We start from the raw sequence: 19,806 nt of genomic DNA, 5'->3' as shown, positions 1-19,806 counted from the left end.
TACGGCATCCATGGCGCTTTCCTGCGCACGCCTGCCGATGCAAGCTACGGCAGGCGTGAACGCCGCGCAGGCGCCGTGCCCGTTCCGCTTCGGCGTGGCGCAAGCCGCGCCCCGATTCCATTCGGAGATCATCATGAAAGGAACCCTGATCCTGCTGGATATCGCAGGCTACGTGGCCCTGCTGCTGTGGGGCACGCACATGGTCACCAGCGGCGTGCTGCGCGGCTACGGCAGCGCGCTGCGCCGCTGGCTGGGGCGCTACCTCAGCCATCGTCCCGCCGCGTTCTGCTTCGGCCTGGCCATGACCGCGCTGCTGCAGAGCAGTACCGCCACCGGCATGATGGCCACCTCGTTCGCGGCGAACGGTTTCCTCGGCCTGGTGCCGGGGCTGGTGGTGATGCTGGGCGCGAACGTGGGCACCACGCTGGTAGTGCAGCTGCTGTCGTTCGACGTCGCGCTGGTGGCGCCGGTGCTGGTGCTGCTCGGTTTCCTGGTGTATCGCCGCAGCGACGATGCTCGCTTCGAGAACCTGGGCCGCTGCGCGATCGGCCTGGGCCTGATGCTGCTGGCGCTGCACATGCTGGTGGTTTCGATGGCGCCGGTGGAGGACACCGCGCTGCTGCGCACGGCACTGCACAGCCTTGCCAGCGAACCGGTGATGGCGGTGCTGGTGGCGGCGCTGCTCACCTGGGCCTGCCATTCCAGCGTGGCGGTGGTGCTGCTGATCGTCTCCCTGGCCACCACCAACGTGGTCGATGCGCAAGGCGCGCTGGCGCTGGTGCTGGGCGCCAACCTCGGCGGCACCCTGCCGGCGCTGCTCGACGCCAGCACGCCGGTGGCGCGCCGCCTGCCGCTGGGCAACCTGCTGGTGCGCGCCTTCGGCTGCGTGGTCTGCCTGCCGCTGCTGCAGCCGCTGACTACATTGCTGGCTCATCTGGGCGATTCGCCGGCGCGCATGGCGGTGAACTTCCACACGGCGTTCAATCTTGTCCTGGCGCTGCTGTTCATCCTGCCGGTGCAGCGACTGGCGCAATTGCTGGTGCGTCTGCTGCCCGATCCGCCGAAGCCGGCCGACGCCGGGCTGCCGCAATACCTGGACGAGGGTGCGCTGGACGCCGCCAACGTGGCGCTGGCCAACGCCGCGCGCGAAGCGATGCGCATGGGCGACATGGTGGAGAACATGCTCAAGGGTCTCGTCGAGGTGTTCGGCAAGGACGACCGCGCACGCGCGGCGGCGATCGGCCGGATGGATGCGGTGCTCGACCGCCTCGGCGTGGCCATCCGCGAATACCTCGCCGAGCTGGGCAACGAGGCGTTGAACGAGGAGGACGGCGAGCGCAGCCAGGAGATCCTCGGCTTCGTCATCAACATCGAGCACGTGGGCGACATCACCGCCAACAACCTGATGGAGTTCGCGGCCAAGAAAGTCGCGAGCGGGCAGGACTTCAGCGCCGACGACATCCAGGACCTGGCGCGCATGCACGCGCAGGTGATGGAAAGCCTGCAGCTGGCCTGGGCGGTGTTCCTGCGCAGCGACGTGCGCGCGGCGCAGCAGCTGGTGGCGCGCAAAGAGGTGCTGTGGCGGCTGGAGAACGAGATCTCCGAACGGCACATCCGCGCTCTGCGCGAGCGCCGCGACGACGGCGGTGCGGGGGATGTCTACCTGCGCATCCTGCGCGACCTCAAGCGCATCCACTCGCATCTCGCGGCGCTGGCGTATCCGGTGCTGGAGCGTGCCGGCCTGCTGCAGGACCGCCTGCGCGATGCCGCGCAGGCGGGTGCCGCATCGCGCTGAGCGCTCAGCCTGCGGGACGCACGTCCAGCGTCATCGCGTGGAAGTCCATCGTCACCACGCTGTGCGCGAAGAGCGGGTTGCCCACGGTGGCCTCGAACAGGCCATCCGGCTGGTGCACCGGGTTCTTGCCCGAGCCGACGAAGTAGACCGTGGGGTTCGTGCCCAGCAGACGACGGTCGGCGAAGCCCAGGCTGCGGGCCGTCGAAGCCAGCATCTCGACCCCGCTGTCGGTGTATTGGAACAGCTTGGGCGTGCCCTGCTTGTGCAGATCGAGCCCGGCGAGCGCGGCGTCGTAGACCACCATGGTGCCGGTATACATGGTGTCGATCTGCGCATGCACCGGATGGCCGTCGACGGTGAAGGGTCCGCCGACCACGATGGGTGGCCCGTAATGGCCGAAGTGGATCAGCTGCAGCGTACCGGTGCTGTGCGCCGCGACAGTGCCGGCAGCGACGGGCGCGGAGATCCGCAGCAGATGATGCGGATAATCGATCTGCAGGACGCGGTCCTTGAACGCGGTATAGGCCAGCGTGCCGTCGGCTGGCAGGGGGGCGGGGCCGAAATTCGCCGGGCCGGCCACGGCGAATTCCACCGGGAGCGACGCCTTGCCGAGCATGAGCACGTGCCGTCCGCCATCTTGGAAGTCCGGCAACGGCTTGCCGTCGCGTAGTACCGGCGTGGTCTGCCATGCCATCGACTTGGCGGCGTCGGCCAGCATGAACGAGTCGGTGTCGCCGGTATCCAGTACCAGCGTGCGCGGCGATCCGCCGTCGATGCCGGCCTGGAAGCAGATCATGCCGCTGCAATCATGGAAGGGCACCACGGCGGCGAATTGCGGCGCGGTCTCGGCGGCGCAGAGCGAGGTCACCAGGGGCGTTGCGGCGAGTGCGGCGAGGGCAAGCAGAACCTTTCTGGACATGACCAGTACTCCTGCATGGGGAGTGGACAGTTCAGTGCGGCGGCGGCGGCGCTACCAGTGCGGGAAGTCATCGGCAGCCGTGCGACGGCGTCGCCGGCTGGATTCCGAGCGATTGGGGATGCCCTAGACGAAGCTCAATCGTCCTGGCTGATGCGTTGGCGACTGTGCCGCCACCACAGCCACAGCACGCACAGCAGCACCAAACCGACCAGCAGCCACAGGCTGTTCTGGCCCCGGTGCATCCATTTCATCAGCCACACGTGGTTGTCGGCGCCGAAGTAACCCAGGTACACCCATACCGGCACGCTGATCAGCGCGGCCAGGGTGTCGATCAGCAGGAAGCGCAGCAGCGACACCTGCCGCGTGGCGCCGGCCGTGGCGTAGATGGTGGTACGCATGCCGGGCAGGAAGCGGGCGACGAACAGCACGCGGTTGCCGTAGCGCGCGAACTTGTGCTTCACCATCTCGTAGCGTTCCGGCGGCAGTACGCGCGCCACCCAGCGCCACTTGAGCATGCGCGCGCCGTAATGGTGGCCGAGCATGAACACGGTGGCGTCGCCCAGCAGCACGCCGACCATGCACATCGCGAACATCACGTGCACGTTGGCGTAGCCCAGCCCCGCGATCACGCCGCCGGCGACCAGGGTGACGTCTTCCGGAAGCGGCAGGCCGAGGCCGCAGATCATCAGTGCGATCCACACCGCCACGTAGCCGTTCTCGGCGAAGATCGTGATCAGTCGTTCAAGCAGATCCATCAGCGTCCCAGAGATGCGTGGGCCTGCATGTTCCCATATTCGGCGTGACGGACGGCATCGGCATCAATCGGGGGATGCGGCCGTCGGTCGGACGCGCGCGGCCAGCAGGTCGCGCAGTTCGGTCTTCTCGGCATCGTCGAGCGGGCCGCCGCGCATCTTCGCGACCAGCGCTTCGCGGCGCAGGGCCACGGCCTGTTCGTCCATGCGCGCCAGCGCCTCCATGAACTCGGTGCGCTGCGCTTCCGGCTCGCCCACCACGGCGGCGGCCATCAGTTTTTGCAGCGCGGGATATTCCGTGCGCTCGGCGAAATGTTCCACCAGCCGCGCCGGGTTGATGCCGGGGCGGCTGCGGGCGAGGTCGAGCAGTTCGGCGAGCAGGGGGACGCCGGGCTTGTCCAGCCGCAGGAAGCGATAGGGCTTCTCCACCTGGTCCGCCATGCCGGGCTGGGCCAGCAGCAGGGCGATGGCGCTGCGTACCAGCGAGCGCTGCGCGGCCACGGGCCGCTGCACGGGTGCGGCGGCATGGGCTGCGAGGCGTGCGCTTGCGCCGCTGCGCCGTTCCAATTCCTGCGCCATGAGGTCGCGGAACGCGCCGTCGGGCAGCCGCGCGATCTGCGGTCGCGCACGCTCGGCGAGGCGCGCGCGGCCGTCGAGGCTGGCCATGTCCACGTCGCGCGACAGTTCGTCGAAGAAATAGTCGGAAAGCGGCGTGGCGTTCTTCAGGCGCTGCTCGAAACCGCCCTTGCCCTCCTTGCGCACCAGCGTGTCCGGGTCCTCGCCTTCGGGCAGGAACAGGAAATAGGCCTGGCGTCCGTCGCGTAGCCGCGGCAAGGCGGCGTCCAGCGCTTTCCAGGCGGCCGCACGGCCGGCACGGTCGCCATCGAAGCAGAACACCACGTCGGGCGCGGCGCGGAACAGCAGCTCGGTGTGCTCGGGCGTGGTGGCGGTGCCCAGCGTGGCCACCGCGATGGGCAGGCCGGCCTGGTGCAGCGCGATCACGTCCATGTAGCCCTCCACCACCACGATGCGCTCGAGCTTGGGGTTGGCCTGCTTCACCTGCCACAGCGCGAACAGCTCGCGTCCCTTGTGGAACAGCGGCGTCTCGGGCGAGTTGAGGTATTTCGGCGACTGCTCCGAACTCAGCACGCGGCCGCCGAACGCGATCACGCGCCCGCGGCGGTCGAGGATGGGGAACATGAGGCGTTCGCGGAAGCGGTCGTACTTGCTGCCGCGCTCGCCGGTGGAAACCATGCCGGCCTCGGTCAGCAGCTCCATGCGCCGGGGGCTGTTGCCCAGCGCCTTGGTGACGCCGTCGTAGCCGGCCGGTGCCCAGCCGAGGCGGAAGTGCGCGATGGTGTCCGCGTCCAGCCCGCGCTTCTTGCAGTACGCCTGTGCCTCGGCGTTGCGCGGCAGCTGCTCCTGGTACCAGCGCGCGCTGGCGTCGAGCAGGGCGTAGAGGTCGGTCTTGTCCTCGCGCGGGCGGTCGTCGCGGCCACCCTCGCGCGGTACGGTGAGGCCCACCGACTGCGCCAGTTCCTCCACTGCGTCGGGGAACTCCAGCCGCTCGTAATCCATCAGGAACTTGATCGCGCTGCCGTGCGCGCCGCAGCCGAAGCAGTGGAAGAACTGTTTGGCGGGGCTGACGTAGAACGAGGGCGTGCGCTCGTCGTGGAACGGACAGCACGCTGTCCACTCGCGTCCCGCTTTCTTCAACGGCACGCGCCGCTCGATCACGTCGACGATGTCGACACGGGCGAGCAGTTCGTCGATGAAGCTGTCGGGGATGAGTCCGCGCATAGATTGCCTAGTTTAGGCCATGGGGGCTAAGCGGCCACGCATGGGTGGCGGGGCGGCCAATTCGCGGGGCGGGGCAGGGCAACGCCGGCATCGCTGGTTAGCATGGGCAAGGCTTCGGCGGGGAGACGGATGATGGGGGACATTCCGGCAGTGCGCTTCCGCGCAGCCACGGCCCAGGACGCGGCTGCCGCGGTACCGCTGATCCACAGTTCCGGCCCCGCCGCATTCGACTACGTGTTCGCGGTACCGGGGCGCAGCACGGCGCAGGCCTTCCTGCACCGCGCCTTCGCCGATGGTGCGGGCGAGTTCGGCTGGCGCAACCACATCGTGGGCGAACTGGAAGGCGTGGTGGTGGCGGCCGGCGCGGGTTTCGGCGCCGAGACGGCGCTGGCGTTCACGCTGGCGGCGGCGCGGCAGATCCTCGCGCATTACGGCCTGCGCCATGCGCCCGGCGTGATCGTGCGCGGCCTCAGGGTGGAACGGGTGATCCCGCCGCCGTCGCGCGGCATGCACTATCTCGCGCACCTTGGCGTATCGCCCATCCTGCGCGGCCAGGGCATCGGGAAGGCCTTGATCGACGAGTTGATCCGGCGCGGCGTGCAGGCCGGCCGCAACCGCATGGTGCTAGATGTGGCCGTCAGCAATCCGCGTGCGCAGGCGCTGTACGCGCGGCAGGGGTTCGAGGTGACCGGCGAGCAGGCATCCGCCCTGGCCAACGCGCAGGGCGCGGTGCCGGGACATCGGCGCATGGAGCGCGTGGTGGACCGGTAGCGTCCACCCCTTCTTCCTTCCTGGAGGAGAAGGAGCGGACGAACCGATGGATCGCACCGCCGGCATGCGGCGGTGCGATGGTGTCTCCGGCCGGGTGCTACAGGATGTGGAACACCCCGATCACGGCCAGCACGGCGATCAGGAACAGGATCAGGAAGATCGCGAACAGGAATTTGGCGATGGTGGCGGCCGCGCCGGAAATGCCGCGGAAACCGAGCATGCCGGTGACCAGCGAAACGATGGCGAAGATGATGGCCCACTTGAGCATGCATTCCTCCTGCGGCCATGGGCCGCGCGCGAAAGGGTGCCGGGCGATGCCCTGACCCTTCCGCTTGTAACAATGCATTCGTGAACGCGGTGCATGTGGATGGCGGGCGATGGCCCGCCATCCACATGCAGCCGCAGTCACCGTCGCGGTATGGCGGCAGTTACGGCCATTCGCGCGATCGATGCGCGGCGCCGCGACGGTTATCGGTGCTTCAGCCGGCCAGCTTCGCCTTGATCAGGGTCGAAACCTTGCCCATGTCGGCGCGGCCGGCGGCCTTCTCCTTCACGGCGGCGACCACCTTGCCCATGTCGCGCGGCGAGCTGGCGCCGGTGGCGGCGATGGCCTCGGCGATCAGCGCGTCCAGTTCGGCGTCGTCGAGCTGGGTGGGCAGGTAGGTCTGGATCACCGCCATTTCGGCGCGCTCGACCTCGGCGAGGTCCTCGCGGTTGCCGGCGACGTACTGGCTCACCGAATCCTTGCGCTGCTTGAGCATCTTCTCCAGCACGGCCAGGGTCTGGGCGTCGTCCAGTTCGATGCGCTCGTCCACCTCGCGCTGCTTGACCGCTGCGAGGATCAGCCGGATCACGCCGAGGCGATGCTTGTCGCCGCCGCGCATGGCGGCCTTCATGTCGTCGGTGAGTTGCTGCTTGAGCGTCATGGCGAGGGTCCCGGTGGGTGGATTGGCGATTCTACGGAAACGACAAAACCGGCGTTGCCTTGCGGCAACGCCGGCCAGTCGAATCCGGATGCGTGCGGCGGCAGCGGAAGTCGCGCCAGCCGCGTGTCCTGCCTGTGCGGCGCGCAGGCGCCGCAGCAAACTCAGTACAGCCGGGTCTTGCGCGAAACGTCGCGCGACAGACGGCGCAGGTGACGCTTCACCGCGGCAGCACGCTTGCGCTTGCGCTCCTGGGTCGGCTTTTCGTAGAACTCGCGCTTGCGGGTTTCGGCCAGGACGCCGGCCTTTTCGCAGGTACGCTTGAAACGACGCAGCGCGACTTCGAACGGCTCGTTCTCGCGGACTTTGACGTTGGGCATGGATACTCCGGGTGTTAATCTGTCCCGCTTCCGGGACTGTTGAATACAGCGAGCCGCGAAGTATACCGTGACGTACGAGAAATTTTCAAAGCCCCAGCCAGAAACCGAGGCCCGGCTGCCCGTGACGGGCAAGCCGGTGCTTGGCATCGAGACTTCCTGCGACGAAACCGGCGTGGCGATCCTGCGCTGGGAGCCGGACGCGCCGGGCCAGGGCCTGCTGGCCCACACCCTGTACAGCCAGATCAAGCTGCACGCCGACTACGGCGGCGTGGTGCCGGAACTGGCCAGCCGCGACCACGTGCGCAAGCTGCTGCCGCTGGTGCGCGAGGCGCTGGCCCAGGCCGGGATGACGCCGGCCGACCTCGGCGGCGTGGCCTACACCGCCGGCCCCGGCCTGGTCGGCGCCCTGCTGGTGGGCGCGGCGGCCGGACGGGCGCTGGCCTGGGCGCTGGGCGTGCCGGCGATCGGCGTGCACCACATGGAGGGCCACCTGCTGGCGCCCCTGCTGGAAGAAGACCCGCCAAAGCCGCCCTTCGTCGCCCTGCTGGTTTCCGGCGGCCACTCGCTGCTGGTCCAGGTGAAGGCCATCGGCGAATACACCATCCTCGGCGACACGCTGGACGATGCCGCCGGCGAGGCCTTTGACAAGACCGCCAAGCTGATGGGGCTGCCGTATCCTGGCGGCCCGGCGCTGGCCAAGCTGGCCGAGCAGGGCCGGCCCGGTACGTTCCGCTTCTCGCGGCCGATGACCGACCGGCCGGGGCTGGATTTCAGTTTCTCCGGGCTCAAGACGCAGGTGCTGCTGGCCTGGCAGCGTTCCGACCAGAGCGATCAGACCCGCGCCGACATTGCCCGCGGGTTCGAGGAGGCCATCGTCGACACCCTGGTCATCAAGTGCCGCCGTGCGCTGGAGGCTGCCGGTGCGCAGCGGCTGGTGATCGCCGGTGGCGTGGGCGCGAACCGCCGCCTGCGCGCCGAGCTGGCGGCGGCGGGCGAAAAGGACGGGTTCCGCACTTATTTCCCGCGTCTGGCGTTCTGCACCGACAACGGCGCGATGATCGCGCTGGCCGGCGCGATCCGCCTCGCCAGCGGCCAGCATCAGGGCGAGGCGGTCGAGGTGCGTCCACGCTGGAACCTGGAAGACCTGCCGGCGGCCTGATACCCGCGTTGTAGGAGCGCATCCTGTGTGCGATTGCCTTGCGCTTGCTTCGATCAGGGCAAAAGGCAGTCGCGCCTAGAGTGGGCTCTTAATACGTGCCTGGGCTCGCGGTTCACCACTGCGTGCGGCCGGGCAGCAGGCCCTGCAGTTCCGCATCGGTGAGGTTGCGCCACTGGCCCGGTTTCAGGTGCCCGAGCTTCACATTGACGATGCGCACGCGGCGCAGCTGGGTCACGCGGTAGCCGAACGCCGCCGCCATCAGGCGGATCTGTCGGTTCAGGCCCTGCGTGAGCACGATGGCGAAGCCGAACTTGGCGATCTTGCGCGTGCGGCAGGGCTTGGTCATCTGGCCGTGCACGCGCACGCCGCGCGCCATGCCGGCGAGGAACTCCTCGGTGACCGGCTTGTTCACCGCCACCAGGTATTCCTTCTCGTGGTTGTTCTCCGCGCGCAGGATCTCGTTGACGATGTCGCCGTTGCTGGTGAGCAGGATCAGTCCTTCCGAATCCTTGTCCAGCCGGCCGATGGGAAAGATGCGCTGCGCGTGGTCGACGAAATCGACGATGTTGTCCTTCACCGTGGCGTCGGTGGTGCAGGTGATGCCCACCGGCTTGTTCAGCGCGATGTAGGTGGCCTTCTTGGCGGCGGGCGTGGCGGCGAGGATGCGCGCCTTGACGAGCTCGCCGTCCACGCGCACCTCGTCGCCTTCCAGCGCTTTGGCGCCGGTGCCCACGACTTCGCCGTTGATGGTGACGCGGCCCGCCACGAGCCATTCGTCCGCTTCGCGGCGCGAGCAGAGGCCCGCTTCGCTGATGTATTTGTTCACGCGCATGGAGCAGTGCTTTCCTGTGGCAGCCGTCCCGCTCGCTTCGCGGCTCGCGGGCAGGCCGGTCTCGCCGGTCTGGTCTGCCTATTGTGGATGCAGGCAGGTTTTCCTGCATGGGTGCGCGGTGCGGCCCTGTCGCCGAAGTGCGGGCGGTGCTAGAAAGAGCGCTCCAATCGCATGGGAGACAGGGGATGGCTGGCAAGTTCGCCCGCAGTTGGGCACTGATGAAGGCAAGCACAGGGGTGTTGCGTTCGGACAAGTCGCTGCTGGTGTTCCCGCTGCTGGCGGGCGTGTGCAGTGTGATAGTCGCGGCGAGCTTCCTGGTTCCCGTGGTGCTGGCGATGGTCGGCCATCACGCCGATGTGGACGAGCGCCATTTCTCGCCGCTGTACTACGTCGTGCTCTTTGCGTTTTACCTTGTGCAGTATTTCGTGATCGCTTTTTTCAATACCGCGCTGGTCGGCGTGGCGCTTGCGCGTTTGCGTGGGGAGCCCGCCAGCATGGCCGACGGCTTTGCGTTGGCGCGCTCGCGGGTGGGCAGCATCTTCGGTTATGCGCTGATCGCCGCCACCGTGGGCCTGCTGCTGCGCATGCTGCAGGAGCGGCTGGGCCTGATCGGCCGTTTCGTGGTGGGCCTGCTCGGCCTGGCGTGGACGGTGGCCACGTTCCTGGTGGTGCCGGTGCTGGCCAGCGAAGGCATCGGCCCGATGGACGCGGTGAAGCGCAGCGCCGAACTGCTCAAGGGAACCTGGGGCGAGAACCTGATCGGCAACGCGGGGCTGGGTGTGGTGTTCGGCCTGGTGATCTTCCTGGTGGTGCTGCTTTTCGGTGCGCTGATGGTCGGCGCGGCGGCCACCCAGTCGGTCGTCGCCATGGCGCTGACCGGTGCGCTGGCGGTGGTCGCCTTCATCCTGCTGGGCCTGGTGCAATCCACCCTGCAAGGCATCTACTCCGCCGCGCTGTACCGCTATGCCGAGGCGGGCGAGGTGGGCGGCGGTTTCGATCAGGCGCTGCTGGAATCGGCATTCCGGCCCAAGCGCTGATTCACACCGTGAGCGTGCGCCCGCCGTCGACGCGGATGATCTGACCGGTCACGTAGGGTGCGTCGCGCAGCAGCCACAGCACGGCGCCGGCCACGTCTTCGGGCGAGCCGGCGCGTTGCATCGGGGTGCGCGCGAGCATGGCCTGCTGGTCATCGTACGGCTTGCCGTCGCTGGGCCACAGCACGGCGCCGGGCGCCACCCCGTTGACGCGTATTTCGGGGGCGAGGTCCAGCGCCAGCGCGCGCGTCATCGCCGCCAGCGCGGCCTTGGCCATGCAATAGACCGGATGGTTCGCCAGTGCGCGCTCGGCGTAGATGTCCACCAGGTTGACGATGGCGCCGCGCGATGCGCGCAGCGCGGGCATCGCAGCTTGCGCGAGGAAGAACGGCGCCTGCGCGTTCGACGCGAAAAGTTCGTTCCACTGCGCGACGCTGACTGTGCCCATGGGTGTGGGGAAGAACGCCGAGGCGTTGTTGACCAGCGCATCGAGACGGCCGAAGTGCGCGAGCGCGGCGTCCGTCAGCATAGCCGGCGCCTGCGGATCGGCCAGCTCGGCCTGCAGCACGAGCGTGCTGTGGGTGCGTCCGCGTTCCAGTTCGGCAGCCAGCGACTCGGCTTCGGCCCGCGAGCGCCGGCAGTGCAGCACGAGGTCGTAGCCGGCGGCATGCAGGGTGCGCGCGATCACCGCGCCCACGCGCTTGCCGGCACCGGTGATCAGGGCGACGGGGCGTTCGTGGCGAGGCGGCATGCGGTGGGTCCTGCACGAGTCGGATGGCGAGAGCTTGCCGGATAGTCGCCCGCGCGTCACTCACGCATCGTCGGAAGGACGGCGTTTGCGCGTGACGGCCTTGCGCGCCGCGCCGGCCAATTTGCGGGCACGCGAGGGCGGCCGTGGCGCCGCTACCTCGGCGGGTGCGTCGCCGCCTTCGTGCTCGATGCCGTGGCTGAACAGTTCGATGGTGGTGGCGGCCACCTGTCCGGTGTCGTAGTAGGCGTAGGCGCCCACGCCCAGCGCACCGATCACCGGCAGCCAGCGCGACATGCCTTCGCCCAGGGCGCGCTGGCTGAGCTTCACGCCGAGCTGCTTGGAGATGCGCTCCACCACGGCGAACGACATGCGGCGGAACAGCAGGCGATCGCCCATGCGCACTACCAGGTCACGGAAGGCCTGCGCGGCCGTGTGGCGGAACAGGCAGTACAGCATCTGTTCGCGGCCCAGTTCGGTGTGCCGGCCGTAGGCGGCGGCGATGTCGCTGACCATCTGCGCCTGGATCTTCCAGATCGCCATCAGCTCCGGCAGCACGGTGAGCCAGCCCAGCGGCCCCGGTGGCAGCGCCAGCGTGCCGGAGGTGAGTGCGGCGCGCTGCGCTGCGCGGCTGGCGATCTGGCGCGCCTTCGCCTGCGGGTCGTCGGCGCCTTCCACCTTGCTGACCGGGATGCGACTGATGAAGTCGAGGATGGCCTGGGTGATCCGGTTCGCCTCCTCCTGTCCACCGATCACGGCGGGAACCTGGCGGCTGCCGCTGGACTTGTCGGACTCGCTCATGGCGCAACTCCGTGTAGTGCTGAGCGGCCAGTCTAGGGTGGCGGCATGAAGCCCGGATCAATGGCCGCGTGTCGACCATGACTTGTGGCCCGTGTCGGGCTGGGTTCCATCTAGGTAATGTTATAACATTACAGTTCATAACCCGGCCGCCCAGCCGGATCGCCGCCTCCCCGGAATCGGAATCCCGACCCATGAAGTTTTCCCCGCTTGCCCTGAGTCTTGCTGCTGCGCTGTGCGCGACCTCCGTCCACGCGCGTGCCGATGACGTCACGCTTGTCCCTGCTCCTGCCACCACCGGCGGCACGACCACCAGCGGTACGACGGACGGCGACGACAGCCAGCAGGCCACACGCAACAAGCGTGCGCCGAAGGTGCAGAACCTTGGCGCGATCAGCGTCACCGCGGCGCTCGACCAGGCGCGCAACGCGCTGTCGCCGGATACCGGCTCCAGCCAATACGTGATCGACTCGAAGGACATCCAGGCGCTGCCGCTGGGCGCCTCCACGCCGCTGAACCAGGTCGTGCTGCAGGCGCCGGGCGTGGTGCAGGATTCCTACGGCGGCCTGCACGTGCGCGGCGACCACGCGAACCTGCAGTACCGCATCAACGGCGTGATCATCCCCGAATCCATCTCCGGCTTCGGCCAGACGCTGGATGCGCGCGCGATCCAGAGCGTGAGCCTGCTCGACGGCGCCCTGCCCGCGGAATACGGCCTGCGCACCGCCGCCGTGGTCGACATCACCACCAAGAGCGGCGCCGACCTCGGCAACGGCGGCAGCATCGGCGTCACCGGCGGTTCGTTCGGTACGTTCAATCCCAACGTTTCGCTGTGGGGCAACAGCGGCAACTGGAGCGCGTACTTCACCGCGAACTACCTGCAGAACGATGTCGGCATCGAGAACCCCACCGCCAGCCGCACGCCGATCCACGACCACACCAACCAGGTCAAGGGTTTCGGCGACATCACCTACCTGATCGACAACGACACGCGGCTGAGCTTCATGTTCGGCTTCGCCAACAACCGCTTCGAGATCCCGGACAACCCGGGTCAGACACCGCAGTTCGGCTATCTCGACGTGACCAACTTCAACTCCGCCGACTTGAACGAGCAGCAGGACGAGCAGACCCGTTTCGGCGTGCTCTCGCTGCAGGGCAAGCTGGGCGGCACCGACTACCAGGTCTCGCTGGGCCAGCGCTACAGCGGCCTGCAGTACCTGCCCGACGACATCGGGGACCTGATGTTCAACGGCGTGGCTGGCGCCATCAACCAGGCCGATCGGCAGAGCACGCTGCAGGCGGATTTCTCCACGCCGCTGAGCGACACCCACATCCTGCGCTACGGCATCTACGGCAGCTACGACCGCGCCGCCACCAACACCAACTCGCTGGTGTTCCCGGCCGACGCCGATGGCGCGCAGACCAGCACCACGCCGCTCGGCATCTTCACCAGCGACCAGATCGTCGCCAAGACCTGGTCCGCCTATGTGCAGGACGAATGGAGCATCGGCCAGAACTGGACGGTGAACTACGGCCTGCGCGGCGACGAATACAAAGCTTTCAACACCACCCAGAGCCAGCTCAGTCCGCGCATCGGCGTGGTCTGGCAGGCCGGCGAGAACACCACCATTCATGCCGGCTACTCGCGCTACTTCACGCCGCCGGCCACCGAGATGATCACCGCCGCGAACATCGAGGCCTTCACCGGCACCACCAATGCGGTGAAGGACTATGGCGACAACGAGCCGCTGGCCGAACGCTCCGACTATTTCGATGCCGGCATCTCGCAGAACATCGGCAGCGACTGGACGCTGGGTCTGGACACCTACTACCGCAAGGTGAATCGCCTGCAGGACGAAGGGCAGTTCGGCACCGCGCTGATCTACTCCACCTTCAATTACCGCCTGGGTCGCGTGGCCGGCACGGAGTTCACCGCCAACTTCAACGACGGCCCGTGGTCGGCCTACTTCAACTTCGCCTGGAGCAAGGCGATGGGCAAGGACGTGATGACCAGCCAGTACAACTTCGACCCGGCGGAGCTGGCGTACATCGCGGCCAACTACATCTACCTGGACCACGACCAGAAATACACTTCTTCCGGCGGCATCAGCTACACCCTGGGCGACGGCACCAAGTTCGGCGCCGACTACCTGTTCGGCTCGGGCCTGCGTCGCGACTATGTGTCGCCGGACGGTAGCAGCATTCCGAATGGCGCCAGCATGCCCGCCTACTTCCAGCTCAACCTCGACGTCTCGCACGACTTCACCTTCGACCACTTCGGCAAGCTGCACACCCAGCTGGCGCTGATCAACGCGCTGGATCGCACCTACGAGCTGCGCGATGGCACCGGCGTCGGCGTGGGCGCACCGCAGTACGGACCGCGCCGCGGGCTGTACCTAAGCCTGCAGAAGGATTTCTGACGCAGCGGGGCGGCGCCGTAACCGGACTCCGGTTACGGCGTGCTTGACCGTTCGGTCGCGCCGAACGCGCGGCCTGCCTTTTCCTGCGCCACTACGTCGCGCCACCAGCGGCTACCGGTGCGCGGCGCATCGATGTCGAAGCGTTCGCCCATCACCGGCGTGGCGATGCGGATGCCCTGTGCGTTGCCCAGTTCCAGCACGCGCTTGAACGGCTCGAACCATGCGTGCATGGACAGGTCGAAGGTGCCGTTGTGAATCGGCAACAGCCAGTTCCCGCGCAGATCCGCGTGCGCCTGCACCGTCTCTTCCGGTTGCATGTGCACGTAGGGCCACTCGACGTTGTAAGCGCCGGTTTCCATCAGGGTGAGGTCGAACGGTCCGAAGCGCCGGCCGATCTCGGCGAACCCCGCGAAGTAGCCGCTGTCGCCGCTGAAGAACACGCGACGTTGGCCATCGTCGATCACCCACGAGCACCATAGCGTGCGGTTGCCGTCGTGCAGGCCGCGTCCGGAGAAGTGCTGCGCCGGCGTGGCGGTGAAGCGCACGCCATCGACTTCGATGCCCTGCCACCAGTCGAACTGGCGCACCTTGTCCCTGGGTACGCCCCATTCGACCAGCCGGTCGCCGACACCCAGCGGCGTGAGGAACACGTCAACCTTGCCCATCAAGGCCTTGATCGCGGCATGGTCCAGGTGGTCGTAGTGGTCGTGCGAAAGGATCACGCCACGGATCGGAGGCAGCGCGTCGATGGCGATCGGCGGCGCGTGAAAACGCTTTGGCCCTAGCCACGAAAAGGGCGATGCGCGCCGCGAGAACACCGGATCGGTCAGCCACCATTGGCCGCGCAGCTTGAGCAGCAGCGTCGAGTGGCCCAGCCGATACAGGCTGCGATCCGGCGCTGCATCGAGCTCCGCCCGCGTCAGCTTGCGCACCGGGATCGGTGCTCGCGGACGCGTGTTCGAGGGCTTCTCGAAGAAAACCTCCCACATCAGTTTCCAGCGCGATTTGCTGTGCGCCAGCGCCGGCCGCGGAGCGAGGTTGCGGAAACGGCCATCGGCGGAGCGCAGCGATGCGGTGCCGTCATTGCCTGATGCGAGCGAGCCGGTGGAATCGGTCATGGCGATCTGTCCTGCGGGTTTTCGGCGCAAGCCGCGCGAGTGGCGGATTTGCCGATGCGTCGATGATCACGTGGGGATGGATCCGGACGATGCAAGGCAGCCGCGATGCCGCATGGGCATTCCGCCTGCGTACCGCTCGAGGCTCACTCGCGACGTGCGGCGCGCGGACTGGTTCCTGTCCATCGCTTGAACGCACGCGAGAACGCCGCCGGTTCGGCGAACCCGACCAGATAGGCCACCTGGTTTACCGAGGCCTTCTTTCCGCTCAGATAGTGAAGCGCCATCCTATGGCGCAGTTCGTCGAGTAGTTTCGTGAAAGTGGTGTCTTCCGCCTTCAATCTGCGGAACAGGGTCTGCCGGCTCAGTCCGAGCATCCTGGCCACCCGGTCGATGCCGATGTCGCCGGTATGAAGCATGGGGATGAGCAGGCTTTCGATGTGCCCGCGCAGGGTGGTCGAGCTTTCAAGGCGATCGAGCAAGGCCTGGGCGCGTTCGCTGAGAATGCCGAAGACGTAGCGCGACGGCTGTTCGATGCGCTCGGACAACCATGCATCGCTCGCCATCACCACCGCGTTCCGGTCGCTGTCGAATGTCACGGGCACCTGAAAGATGCGTGCGTACTCGTCACGATATGCCGGCGCGGAGTGCGTCACGTGAATCGCCTCGATGAGCGGCTTCTCTCCCTGCGTGCGACGTGCCATGCAGACCAGGCGCGCAAAGCTGGATTCGGTGAGTTCGGGGAAGTCGTTGGGATTGCCTCGCGTATCGATCAGCCAGAGCCGGCCGGCCTTGCGCTCGAGGAGGTGGCGGCTCCCTTTGGTCAATCCGTCCACATCCACGACGAGCCGTTCGTAGCGGTTCCACTGCGCGAAGGCTTCGGCCCCTGTTTCGCTGGCCATGCACAGCAGGCCGACGATGGATATCTCGGCTAGGTCGAACGTCTCGCCGAAGTGCAGCGCGAGCGCGGGATCACCGCTGAGTGTCTGGCCCGCGCGCATGAGGGCCACGTAACTGGCTAACGGCAAGCGGTTGTCCGGATCCTGCAATTGCTGCGGATCGATGCCGCACGCTTGGGTCAGCGCTTTCCGATTGGCGCCTTTCGACACCGCGAGATTCATCAGGGCATGCGCGATTCCCGCAGCAATGGTGGCGCTGGCCATGGCCCGTACGTCCCGGATGGAATGCCGCGATGTTACCCAGGATCACGTTCCTGATTCATGCGGCCATGTCTGCGCGAAGGGACGCTGCATAAGATCGCCACATCCGGGCGAGGCAGCAGGCTCCGCCCATGACGCAACCTCGATGCGCGGAGACGGGGGCTGGGACATGAGCGATCGATACGGTGCCGCAGTGCAAATCCGCTATGCCCGGACCGCCGGGTTTGTCTACCTGCTGCTGATCGTGCTCTACATGGGCGGCCAGTACTTGATTTCGCATGTCGTGGGATCAGGGGATTTCGCCGAGCGTCTCGCACGCATCGCCGAAGGGCAAACGCTTTATCGGGCTGCGCTGGTGCTGCAGTTGCTGGCATCCGTATTCACGGTGCTGCTGGCGTATGCCTTGTATGTGGTCCTGAAGCCCGTGAACGAACGCATCGCGCGCATGGCGCTGTACTGGCGGCTTGGCGAGGCCTTTTGCTGCGTGACCGCGTTCATCTCTTTCGGCACGCTCAGCCTGCAGGCCGATCCCGAATACCTGCGGTCCTTTGGCTCGGCGAAGCTGCAAGCCGCGGTCGACCTGGCCAGGGCTGCGGATTTCGCATCGTTCAATATCGCGACCCTGCTCTTCGGTTTCGGTTCCACCCTCTTCTTCTATCTGTTCATGCAAACACGCTATATCCCGCGCCCGCTTTCCGCGTTTGGGGTGTTTGCGTCGGTCGTCGCCTTGCTGACCAGTCTCGGTGATCTTGTATTTCCTGCCTGGTCGCACGCGATCCAGATGGGCTGGCTGCCTATCTTCCTTGCAGAGATCACGACTGGCATCTGGTTGCTGGCGCGTGGCGTGAAGGTCGCCTCGTCGCCTGTAGCCGCATTTGAATCTTCGGTACCAGGATAGAAGGCATGGACTGGCCCTGAATCGGCTAGTCCGCCTCGAATGCCCCGCGCACCCATTGCATGCATGCGCTGGCGGCCGGGCCGTCGTAGCTGACCACATCGAAGCGGCAGGAACGCTGCGCGTGTTGCGGGTGGGCGGCCAGCCACAGTTGTGCGGTGCGGATCAGTTTGTCCTGCTTGCCGCGCGTGACCGAGGCGAGCGCATTGCCGTGGCCGGCCCGCACGCGGTAGCGCACCTCGACGAACACCACGGTGTCACGGTCCAGCATCACCAGGTCGAGTTCGCCATGGCGTGTGGTGTAGTTGCGGGCGAGGGGTTTCAAGCCGGCGCGTTCGAGCTCGACGCTGGCGCGTTGCTCGAAACCGGCGCCGGTAGCGCGCATCAGTGGACGGAGGATGCAGCCGCCGGTTGCGCGCCGCTGCCGGCGGGCGCGGGTGTGCTGCCGGACGAAGCCGGCAGGTCGTCCACCTGCAGGTCGCCGCTGAGCGGGCGGGCGACCCCGTTCTGGAATTTCGCCCAGGTCAGAACGCGGCTGATGCGGCCGAACTGGTCGGCGGTGAGCTGGCCGCTGGCGCCAGGCAGGTAGCTGCCCGGATGGTCGTGCAGCCAGTCGAGGTAGGGCAGCAGATTCCATGCGTCCATGCCGAACGCGAACAAGCGTGCGTTGCCGTCGCGCGCGGTGGGCAGCAGGGTGGCGACGTCGTCATGGTTCGGCAGTCCGGGCTGGGCATTGAACAGCCACGGGGCGTCGCAGAACTCCACGCCGTTGAGGTCGCCGTCGGCGGTGGGGTTGTCGTTGCCGGCATAGATGTGCGAGGTGCCGAACACCGGCAAGGTGATCTTGGCGAGCTGCAGCTGCGGCATCAGCAGACGCGCCTGCTCGGGACGCATGCTGATGAAGATGCCGGCGTCGCTGCCTGCGCCAGCCAGGCCCAGCTGGGCGATGGTGGCGGCGTAGTTGGCACCCCCAGTGGGCAGGGTGGCCATGCCGGTCACGTTGCCGCCACGGGCCTGCAGTTCGGCCTTGAAGGCGTTGGCGGCGCGCTGGGCGAAGTCGTCGCTGGAGATCACCACGTAGGCTTGGTGCAACCCGCGATCGACCATGTGGTCGGCAGCCTGGGCGCCCTCGGTATCGGGCAGCAGGCCGAATTCGCTGGCGCCGCTGGCAGGGAGCTGCTTGCCGTCCGCATGGTTCAGCGCCAGCACCGGCACCGGCAGCGTGGCTTGGGTAAACACCGCGGCGACCGCGCCGCGAGTGAGCGGACCGACCACGAGCTGCGCGCCGTCGCTCACGGCTTGTTGATAAGCCTTGGTCGCGCCGTTGGCGGTGCCCTCGGTGTCGTAGATGTGCACCGAGGCGCGCGGAGCATGGGTGCGCGCGCTCTCGGCGTAGGCGGCGAAGAAGCCCTCGAGGATCGCGTTGCCCGCGCCGGCATAGGGGCCGCTCTGCGGCAGCAGCAAGGCCACGTGGGCGGGCATCTTGTAGCCCTCGCGCACATCGGCGTTGGCGCCCGGCAGCAGGGTGCCCACCGGCTGCTGCAGGGAAGGCGTGGGCTGCGCCACGGCGACGCCGAGCTGACTCAGCGCTTCGTTCGTCCAGGACAGCATGGGATCGCCAGCGCTCATCGCGGCAGCGCGCTGTTTGAGCGAGGCCACGTTGAGCTTGGTCAGTTCGGCCAGGATCTGCTTGCGGTTTTCCGCGCGGTCCAGCCCCTGCAGTTTGTCGTCCATCTGCACGCGGGTGCGGGCGGCGCCCCAGTGGTCGCCGGTGGCGGCTTGCGCGCGAGCGCGCAGTTCGTACATGCGCAGTTGCAGCGCGTTCGGCACGGCGACGGTGGGTTGGGTGGTGAGCCGCAACGCGGTGGCGTCGTCGTGGTGGCGCAGCGCGAGTTCGGCGCGCAGCAGGTCGAAGCGGACGGTGTCGTCGCCCTGCAGGTTTTCGCGCTTGATCAGCGCCAGCGTGGGTGCGGCATCGTCGATGCGGCCTTCTTCGCGCCACGACTCCGCGGCGAGCAGGCGGTAATGGTCGGCGCGGTCGCCGTATTGCGATGCCAGCGCGAGCCAAGCCTGTGCGGCCTGGTCGAACTGGCCCTGCTGCACCAGGGATGCAGCGCTGTCCGCGGCGGTGGTTTCGGCGGCCGAAGGCTTCGTGTTGCCGGGGACGCAACTGCTCAGGACCAATGCGCAGGCCAGCAGCAGGACGGGGCCAAAGGTCGACAGGGAAGGCCGGGGGACGGGGCGCAGGCGCATCGGTACTCTCAATGTCGGCATGTTTGCGTCGAGTGTGCGCGATGATAGCCCA

At 67.5% G+C, this 19,806-nt stretch carries 19 protein-coding genes; 6 read left to right on the top strand and 13 right to left on the bottom strand.

From position 1 onward, the window contains the following. The first annotated feature begins 10 nt into the window (after window positions 1-10). Window positions 11-1,795 carry a Na/Pi cotransporter family protein gene (locus IHE46_RS11055; RefSeq protein ID WP_225562994.1) on the top strand — a complete coding sequence of 595 codons (1,785 nt, stop codon included), beginning with the start codon at window positions 11-13 and terminating at the stop codon, window positions 1,793-1,795. 4 nt (window positions 1,796-1,799) lie between these two features. Here IHE46_RS11055 and IHE46_RS11050 read toward each other — a convergent pair whose 3' ends face one another. The 3 genes from IHE46_RS11050 to dnaG form a co-directional block, all read right to left on the bottom strand. Further along, entirely contained in the window at window positions 1,800-2,714 is a 915-nt protein-coding gene (locus IHE46_RS11050) for a hypothetical protein (RefSeq protein ID WP_192164701.1), read from the bottom strand. Between the two features lie 134 nt (window positions 2,715-2,848). Further along, a complete protein-coding gene (locus IHE46_RS11045; RefSeq protein WP_192164700.1) occupies window positions 2,849-3,469 on the bottom strand; it encodes a DedA family protein in 621 nt (206 codons plus the stop codon). Window positions 3,470-3,532: 63 nt separating this feature from the next. After that, window positions 3,533-5,266 (bottom strand): DNA primase, encoded by a 1,734-nt coding sequence (dnaG, locus tag IHE46_RS11040; RefSeq protein WP_192164699.1) that lies wholly within the window; start codon window positions 5,264-5,266, stop codon window positions 3,533-3,535. A gap of 132 nt (window positions 5,267-5,398) precedes the next feature. Between dnaG and IHE46_RS11035 the strand changes: the two genes are divergently transcribed. Further along, window positions 5,399-6,037, top strand: a complete 639-nt coding sequence (locus tag IHE46_RS11035; RefSeq protein WP_192164698.1) for an N-acetyltransferase — start codon at window positions 5,399-5,401, stop codon at window positions 6,035-6,037. A gap of 97 nt (window positions 6,038-6,134) precedes the next feature. Here IHE46_RS11035 and IHE46_RS11030 read toward each other — a convergent pair whose 3' ends face one another. From IHE46_RS11030 to rpsU, 3 genes are all read right to left on the bottom strand, one after another. Continuing rightward, window positions 6,135-6,305: a DUF1328 domain-containing protein gene (locus IHE46_RS11030; RefSeq protein WP_192164697.1), complete on the bottom strand. Its 171-nt coding sequence runs from the start codon at window positions 6,303-6,305 to the stop codon at window positions 6,135-6,137. A 211-nt stretch (window positions 6,306-6,516) separates the two neighbouring features. Further along, window positions 6,517-6,963: a GatB/YqeY domain-containing protein gene (locus tag IHE46_RS11025; protein WP_192164696.1), complete on the bottom strand. Its 447-nt coding sequence runs from the start codon at window positions 6,961-6,963 to the stop codon at window positions 6,517-6,519. Between the two features lie 161 nt (window positions 6,964-7,124). Beyond that, window positions 7,125-7,340, bottom strand: a complete 216-nt coding sequence (rpsU, locus tag IHE46_RS11020) for a 30S ribosomal protein S21 (protein WP_192107573.1) — start codon at window positions 7,338-7,340, stop codon at window positions 7,125-7,127. Window positions 7,341-7,476: 136 nt separating this feature from the next. Between rpsU and tsaD the strand changes: the two genes are divergently transcribed. Further along, window positions 7,477-8,499 (top strand): tRNA (adenosine(37)-N6)-threonylcarbamoyltransferase complex transferase subunit TsaD, encoded by a 1,023-nt coding sequence (gene tsaD, locus IHE46_RS11015; RefSeq protein WP_192164819.1) that lies wholly within the window; start codon window positions 7,477-7,479, stop codon window positions 8,497-8,499. A gap of 112 nt (window positions 8,500-8,611) precedes the next feature. On the opposite strand, the gene IHE46_RS11010 is transcribed toward tsaD, so the two are convergent. Further along, window positions 8,612-9,331 (bottom strand): pseudouridine synthase, encoded by a 720-nt coding sequence (locus IHE46_RS11010; protein ID WP_192164695.1) that lies wholly within the window; start codon window positions 9,329-9,331, stop codon window positions 8,612-8,614. 185 nt (window positions 9,332-9,516) lie between these two features. Here IHE46_RS11010 and IHE46_RS11005 point away from each other — a divergent pair, with 185 nt between their 5' ends. Continuing rightward, window positions 9,517-10,368 (top strand): DUF6159 family protein, encoded by an 852-nt coding sequence (locus IHE46_RS11005; RefSeq protein ID WP_192164694.1) that lies wholly within the window; start codon window positions 9,517-9,519, stop codon window positions 10,366-10,368. 1 nt (window position 10,369) lies between these two features. Here IHE46_RS11005 and IHE46_RS11000 read toward each other — a convergent pair whose 3' ends face one another. Together IHE46_RS11000 and IHE46_RS10995 are read right to left on the bottom strand one after the other, a co-directional pair. Continuing rightward, entirely contained in the window at window positions 10,370-11,116 is a 747-nt protein-coding gene (locus IHE46_RS11000; protein WP_192164693.1) for a pteridine reductase, read from the bottom strand. Between the two features lie 60 nt (window positions 11,117-11,176). After that, window positions 11,177-11,914: a hypothetical protein gene (locus tag IHE46_RS10995; protein ID WP_192164692.1), complete on the bottom strand. Its 738-nt coding sequence runs from the start codon at window positions 11,912-11,914 to the stop codon at window positions 11,177-11,179. Between the two features lie 191 nt (window positions 11,915-12,105). Here IHE46_RS10995 and IHE46_RS10990 point away from each other — a divergent pair, with 191 nt between their 5' ends. Beyond that, entirely contained in the window at window positions 12,106-14,331 is a 2,226-nt protein-coding gene (locus IHE46_RS10990; RefSeq protein ID WP_192164691.1) for a TonB-dependent receptor, read from the top strand. 32 nt (window positions 14,332-14,363) lie between these two features. Here the strand turns inward: IHE46_RS10990 and IHE46_RS10985 are convergent, their stop codons facing one another. Both IHE46_RS10985 and IHE46_RS10980 read right to left on the bottom strand, forming a co-directional pair. Then, window positions 14,364-15,449, bottom strand: a complete 1,086-nt coding sequence (locus IHE46_RS10985; RefSeq protein ID WP_192164690.1) for an MBL fold metallo-hydrolase — start codon at window positions 15,447-15,449, stop codon at window positions 14,364-14,366. Between the two features lie 143 nt (window positions 15,450-15,592). Further along, window positions 15,593-16,609: an AraC family transcriptional regulator gene (locus IHE46_RS10980; protein ID WP_192164689.1), complete on the bottom strand. Its 1,017-nt coding sequence runs from the start codon at window positions 16,607-16,609 to the stop codon at window positions 15,593-15,595. A gap of 166 nt (window positions 16,610-16,775) precedes the next feature. Here IHE46_RS10980 and IHE46_RS10975 point away from each other — a divergent pair, with 166 nt between their 5' ends. Continuing rightward, on the top strand, window positions 16,776-17,504 hold the full coding sequence (locus IHE46_RS10975) for a DUF4386 domain-containing protein (protein WP_192164688.1): 729 nt from the start codon (window positions 16,776-16,778) through the stop codon (window positions 17,502-17,504). Between the two features lie 25 nt (window positions 17,505-17,529). On the opposite strand, the gene IHE46_RS10970 is transcribed toward IHE46_RS10975, so the two are convergent. Beyond that, on the bottom strand, window positions 17,530-17,886 hold the full coding sequence (locus IHE46_RS10970) for a YraN family protein (protein WP_192164687.1): 357 nt from the start codon (window positions 17,884-17,886) through the stop codon (window positions 17,530-17,532). Next, window positions 17,886-19,754, bottom strand: a complete 1,869-nt coding sequence (locus IHE46_RS10965; RefSeq protein WP_192164686.1) for a penicillin-binding protein activator — start codon at window positions 19,752-19,754, stop codon at window positions 17,886-17,888. Before IHE46_RS10965 ends, IHE46_RS10970 begins: the two co-directional genes overlap by 1 nt. Window positions 19,755-19,806: the final 52 nt, after the last annotated feature.

The organism is Rhodanobacter sp. DHG33 (assembly GCF_014843005.1).
Lineage (GTDB): Bacteria > Pseudomonadota > Gammaproteobacteria > Xanthomonadales > Rhodanobacteraceae > Rhodanobacter_A.
The sequence above is the reverse complement of the archived record's forward strand: the minus strand, read 5'-3'. Positions and strand labels throughout refer to the sequence as shown.

Bases quoted from the DNA above. Each gene is read 5' to 3' on its own strand.
- IHE46_RS11035 (WP_192164698.1), top strand. From the start codon at position 5,399: ATGGGGGACATTCCGGCAGTGCGCTTCCGCGCAGCCACGGCCCAGGAC.
- IHE46_RS10980 (WP_192164689.1), bottom strand. From the start codon at position 16,609: ATGGCCAGCGCCACCATTGCTGCGGGAATCGCGCATGCCCTGATGAAT.
- IHE46_RS10985 (WP_192164690.1), bottom strand. From the start codon at position 15,449: ATGACCGATTCCACCGGCTCGCTCGCATCAGGCAATGACGGCACCGCA.
- IHE46_RS10970 (WP_192164687.1), bottom strand. From the start codon at position 17,886: ATGCGCGCTACCGGCGCCGGTTTCGAGCAACGCGCCAGCGTCGAGCTC.
- IHE46_RS11000 (WP_192164693.1), bottom strand. From the start codon at position 11,116: ATGCCGCCTCGCCACGAACGCCCCGTCGCCCTGATCACCGGTGCCGGC.
- IHE46_RS10975 (WP_192164688.1), top strand. From the start codon at position 16,776: ATGAGCGATCGATACGGTGCCGCAGTGCAAATCCGCTATGCCCGGACC.
- IHE46_RS10995 (WP_192164692.1), bottom strand. From the start codon at position 11,914: ATGAGCGAGTCCGACAAGTCCAGCGGCAGCCGCCAGGTTCCCGCCGTG.
- IHE46_RS10990 (WP_192164691.1), top strand. From the start codon at position 12,106: ATGAAGTTTTCCCCGCTTGCCCTGAGTCTTGCTGCTGCGCTGTGCGCG.
- IHE46_RS11045 (WP_192164700.1), bottom strand. From the start codon at position 3,469: ATGGATCTGCTTGAACGACTGATCACGATCTTCGCCGAGAACGGCTAC.
- IHE46_RS11025 (WP_192164696.1), bottom strand. From the start codon at position 6,963: ATGACGCTCAAGCAGCAACTCACCGACGACATGAAGGCCGCCATGCGC.
- IHE46_RS11055 (WP_225562994.1), top strand. From the start codon at position 11: ATGGCGCTTTCCTGCGCACGCCTGCCGATGCAAGCTACGGCAGGCGTG.
- dnaG (WP_192164699.1), bottom strand. From the start codon at position 5,266: ATGCGCGGACTCATCCCCGACAGCTTCATCGACGAACTGCTCGCCCGT.
- IHE46_RS11005 (WP_192164694.1), top strand. From the start codon at position 9,517: ATGGCTGGCAAGTTCGCCCGCAGTTGGGCACTGATGAAGGCAAGCACA.
- IHE46_RS11050 (WP_192164701.1), bottom strand. From the start codon at position 2,714: ATGTCCAGAAAGGTTCTGCTTGCCCTCGCCGCACTCGCCGCAACGCCC.
- IHE46_RS11010 (WP_192164695.1), bottom strand. From the start codon at position 9,331: ATGCGCGTGAACAAATACATCAGCGAAGCGGGCCTCTGCTCGCGCCGC.
- IHE46_RS10965 (WP_192164686.1), bottom strand. From the start codon at position 19,754: ATGCGCCTGCGCCCCGTCCCCCGGCCTTCCCTGTCGACCTTTGGCCCC.
- IHE46_RS11030 (WP_192164697.1), bottom strand. From the start codon at position 6,305: ATGCTCAAGTGGGCCATCATCTTCGCCATCGTTTCGCTGGTCACCGGC.
- rpsU (WP_192107573.1), bottom strand. From the start codon at position 7,340: ATGCCCAACGTCAAAGTCCGCGAGAACGAGCCGTTCGAAGTCGCGCTG.